Raw genomic sequence first — 4,104 nt, forward strand, 5'->3', positions numbered from 1 at the left:
CGGTCGCTGACTACCCGGCGATCGTCACCTGGCTCAGCCCGACCGCCGGCGCGGTGTACACCACGCCGGGAACCGTCCCGCTGGCGGCGACCGCGCGGGCACTGACCCAGCTGCTCACCGACGAACGCCTGCGGACCGCTGCCGTGCAGGTCAGCCGCGAGATCGCCGCGATGCCGGCACCGACCGACCTGGTCGCGCGGCTGGCGGCGCTGGTCTGACTTTTGATCGGCGGGTCACGTCCTGACGACGGATCGCAGGGATGGCGTGCCCGCCCCGCGCCCACACAGGTTGAGGACACATGCGCACCACCACGATCGGCGACGTGAAGATTCTGCTACCGGACCTCGAACCGGACGACCTCGACACCACGTCGGACCTTGACGGCGGCCTCACCGAGGCCCTGGTCGAGGGCGCGGCGTGGCAAGGCTCGCACCTGGATGATGCCCGCATCCGCAGCAGTCTGATCACCGGCGTGGACGTGAGCGAGAGCACCTGGGAGGCCGGCAGCCTCTACGGCTGCGAGATCACCCGCACCGACTTCTCCGGCGCGACCCTGACCGGCATCACCATCGAACGCTGCGCCATCACCGGTTCCCGGTTCACCGGCACAAGACTCACCGACGTACGCCTCAAGGACGTCCTGTTCGACGGCTGCCGCTTCGACTACGCCACCCTCCAACGCGTCGCCGTCGCCGGCTCGGTCGCTTTCACCGACTGCACTTTCACCGACGGCGCGTGGTCCTCCTGCCGACTACCGCAGGTCGCGATGCGGTCATGTGACCTCGCCGGACTGGAATTGGTCTCCTGCCACCTCGACGGCGTCGACCTGCGGGGTAGCCGGCTCCAGGGACTCAAGACGCCGCTGGACAACCTGCGCGGCGTCACCCTCGGCGAGGACCAACTTCCTGACCTCACCCGGCTGATCGTCGCCGCCCTCGACCTCACCGTGCGCAACGACTGAAGCCGAGGAGGCGTCGTGCTCGCTGAACCCACTGGCAGCTCGGACACGGTTCTCGTCTGCGTCCGGGGCAACTCCGGCTCCGGCAAGAGCAGCATCGCCCGCGAGCTACGACGCCGGCACGGCCGAGGCTGCGCCCTGGTCGAGCAGGACTACCTGCGCCGCATCCTGCTGCGCGAGCGGGACAATCCCGGCGGTGCGGCACCGGCGTTGATCGGGCAGACCGTCCGGTTCGCGCTGGACCACGGCTATCACGTCGTGCTGGAGGGCATCATGCACACCAGCCGCTATCGGGGCATGCTGACCGCCCTGCGGGAGAGCCACCGAGGGCGGTCCCTGTTCTGCTACCTCGACGTGTCCCTGGCCGAGACCCTGCGCCGGCACCTCACCCGCCCGCAGGCCGGTGAGTTCACCGCCGAGGTCATGAGCGGCTGGTACGCCGCCCATGACGTCCTGGACTGGCCCGACGAACTCGTCCTACCCGAGACCACCGGACTGAACGAGGCCGTCAACGCCATCGCCGCTTCGGCTGGGCTACCCCAGAACGGACGCGATGACGACCTGCCTCCGAGCGTTCTGTCCCCGTCGAGCAGCTCAGCCGCCTACTGACTGGGACGCTGACTCGACTGAATCGGCCATAGCCGCAAACAGTCGGACTCACGCAACCCGGTCGGACCCGATGACTCGACCATGATCATGGTCCCACCCCGCGTGGCCACACCGGACGGCCGATCGGCTGCGGCAGGATGACCGGATGCGACACGTCGTGCTGTTCCACTCCGTGTACGGGCTGCGGCCCGCCGTGCGCGCCGCCGCCGACCGGTTGCGCGCCGCCGGGCACCAGGTCAGCGCCCCCGACCTGTACGGCGTCCCGGCCACCGACACCGTCGAGGAGGGCTTCGCGCTGCTCGACAAGATCGGCCACGAGGTGGTTCTGGACCGGGCCCGGGCCGCGCTGCGTGACCTGCCACCGGAGACGGTGCTCGCCGGCTTCTCGATGGGCGCCGGGGTGGCTGGCGCGCTGCTGGCCGAGCGCCCCGACGCCGCCGGTCTGCTGTTGCTGCACGGCACCGGTGGCGCCCCGGACGCGGTCCGACCCGGGTTGCCGGTGCAGCTGCACCTCGCCGACCCGGACCCGTACGACGCGCCGGACGAGGTCGACGAGTGGCAGCAGGCGCTGACCGACGCCGGTGCCGACCTGACGGTCTTCCGCTATCCGGGCGTGGGCCATCTGTTCAGCGACCCGGAACTGGCCGAGTACTCGCCGAACGCCACAGCGGCGGCCTGGCCACGCGTGCTGGCCTTCCTGGCCGCCCGCTGAGCACCCGTCCCACGGACCGCGCCTGCGTGGCGCTCGCCCACCACACCGGATGGTCGGCCGCGCGTGCTCGGGTCAGGTGGACAGATGTTGGGTGGGGCACCTACGGCTTCAGCACGATCTTGCCTCGCGCATGGTGGGACTCACTCAACTCGTGGGCGGCGGCCGCCTCTTCCAGAGAGAACACGGCCGCGACCGGCACTGTGAAACGACTCCGCTCGGCGAGTTCGCTGGCGGCGGCGATTCCTTCGAGAGCCGGTGTGTCCGCGCCGGGGCCAGAGCCGCGCGACAGGTGCACGCCGTAGGCCGCGGCGTTGATGTCGGCGATGCTCACCACCCTGTCCGGGCTCGCGACCAGGCCGACCAGGTCTGGCATGGAGCCAGAGCCGGCACAGTCGAGTACGACATCCACCCCGCCGGGCACCAGTGTGTGGACACGCTCGGCCAGCCTGGGGCCGTAGGTGGTCGGGATCGCCCCGAGCGAGGCGACGAACTCATGGTTGCGGTCGCTGGCCGTGCCGATGACGGCCGCCCCGCGAGCGACAGCGAGCTGGATCGCGGTCGTACCGACCCCGCCGGCCGCGCCCTCGATCAACAGCGTGGTGCCGTCCTTGACGCCCAACCGGTCGAGCACCCGGGTGGCCGTCTCGATGTTGCCCGCCGCGCCCCCGGCCTGCTCCCAGGTCAGGGTGGTCGGCTTCCGTGCCCACGCGGCCAGAACGGCGTATTCGGCGTTCGCTCCGCCCATCTGGGCGTAGTCCGTGATCCCGAAAACCTCATCGCCTACCCGAGCTGTGGTCACCCCGTCACCGATCTCATCCACCACGCCGGCAGCGTCGACACCGGGCACGTGCGGCAGGCGGAGCGGAATCCACTCCTGGAATCGACCGGCGCGAACGTACGTGTCGGCCGGATTGACACCCGACGCCCGAACCGCCACCCGTATCTGGCCGGGTCCGGCGTGGGGTTCCGGTTTCTCCGATACCTCAAGGACACTCGCGGGACCGTACTTCGAAAATTGCAAAGCCCTCATGCATCCGGACGCTAACGCACGCCGCTGTCCGCCTCGCTAAAGTGAGAGTGGTGACCGATCGTTTGCCTCACGCTCTTCGCTCCGACGCCCTGGACAACCGCGAGCGCATCCTCGAGGCCGCCCGCGCGGTCTTCGCCGTTGACGGCCTGGACGTGCCGATGAGGGAGGTTGCCCGGCGCGCCGGGGTTGCACCCGCCACCCTGTACCGCCGGTTCCCGACCAAGGAGATGCTGGTCACCGAGGCATTCGCAGAACAGATGTACGCGTGTCGCGGCGTTGTCGACGAGGGCCTTGCCGATCCGGATCCGTGGCACGGTTTCTGTCTCGTGATCGAGAAAATGTGTGAACTGCACGCACGCGACCGAGGCTTTACCGCAGCTCTCATGTCGACCTTTCCCCATGCAGTTGATTTCGAGGCGCGCCGCGAATACGCGCTCAGAGCGATCGACGAACTTGCTCGCCGCGCCAAGGAAGCGGGTCGACTTCGCCCCGACTTCGTCCTGGACGACGTCATCCTCGTGCTGATGGCCAACAGCGGTATCCGCGTGACCTCGCCGACTGCTCAGGTCAGCGCCTCCCGGCGCTTCGCCGCGCTCGCCATCGCGGCCCTCCGAGCCTCCCCGGATGTCTCGCCGCTCCCGCCCGTGGCGCGGTTGGCGCCCCCGGCGTCGGTATCCAGAGGCAGCCAGGTGGGCTAGTACCAACGCCGTTCAGTTAAGCGGTTGGGCGGATCGTCAAGGCGTGTCTGAGGCGTAAAGCAGCGGAGCTCCGGTATAGAGGGTGGTCACTCTAAGA

At 69.3% G+C, this 4,104-nt stretch carries 5 protein-coding genes and 1 pseudogene; 5 read left to right on the top strand and 1 reads right to left on the bottom strand.

Annotated elements, in window-relative coordinates; translation table 11 throughout:
* From AB0C20_RS35380 to AB0C20_RS35395, 4 genes and pseudogenes are all read left to right on the top strand, one after another.
* Nucleotides 1-218: pseudogene (locus AB0C20_RS35380) on the top strand (hypothetical protein); the annotation flags it as partial.
* A gap of 80 nt (nt 219-298) precedes the next feature.
* Nucleotides 299-961 (top strand): pentapeptide repeat-containing protein, encoded by a 663-nt coding sequence (locus AB0C20_RS35385; protein ID WP_357569645.1) that lies wholly within the window; start codon nt 299-301, stop codon nt 959-961.
* Between the two features lie 15 nt (nt 962-976).
* Complete coding sequence (locus AB0C20_RS35390) at nt 977-1,567, top strand: kinase (protein ID WP_357188085.1); 591 nt, start codon at nt 977-979, stop codon at nt 1,565-1,567.
* Between the two features lie 145 nt (nt 1,568-1,712).
* Nucleotides 1,713-2,279, top strand: a complete 567-nt coding sequence (locus AB0C20_RS35395) for a dienelactone hydrolase family protein (RefSeq protein WP_357188083.1) — start codon at nt 1,713-1,715, stop codon at nt 2,277-2,279.
* A gap of 100 nt (nt 2,280-2,379) precedes the next feature.
* On the opposite strand, the gene AB0C20_RS35400 is transcribed toward AB0C20_RS35395, so the two are convergent.
* Nucleotides 2,380-3,309, bottom strand: a complete 930-nt coding sequence (locus AB0C20_RS35400; RefSeq protein WP_357188081.1) for an NADP-dependent oxidoreductase — start codon at nt 3,307-3,309, stop codon at nt 2,380-2,382.
* A 50-nt stretch (nt 3,310-3,359) separates the two neighbouring features.
* Between AB0C20_RS35400 and AB0C20_RS35405 the strand changes: the two genes are divergently transcribed.
* Nucleotides 3,360-4,007 (top strand): helix-turn-helix domain-containing protein, encoded by a 648-nt coding sequence (locus tag AB0C20_RS35405; RefSeq protein ID WP_357188079.1) that lies wholly within the window; start codon nt 3,360-3,362, stop codon nt 4,005-4,007.
* The last annotated feature ends 97 nt before the right edge of the window (nt 4,008-4,104 follow it).

The organism is Micromonospora sp. NPDC048843, assembly GCF_040649965.1.
Taxonomy (GTDB): Bacteria; Actinomycetota; Actinomycetes; order Mycobacteriales; family Micromonosporaceae; genus Micromonospora; species Micromonospora hortensis.

Excerpts from the sequence above, each read along its gene's own strand:
- AB0C20_RS35400 (WP_357188081.1), bottom strand. The coding sequence starts at position 3,309 with ATGAGGGCTTTGCAATTTTCGAAGTACGGTCCCGCGAGTGTCCTTGAG.
- AB0C20_RS35385 (WP_357569645.1), top strand. The coding sequence starts at position 299 with ATGCGCACCACCACGATCGGCGACGTGAAGATTCTGCTACCGGACCTC.
- AB0C20_RS35395 (WP_357188083.1), top strand. The coding sequence starts at position 1,713 with ATGCGACACGTCGTGCTGTTCCACTCCGTGTACGGGCTGCGGCCCGCC.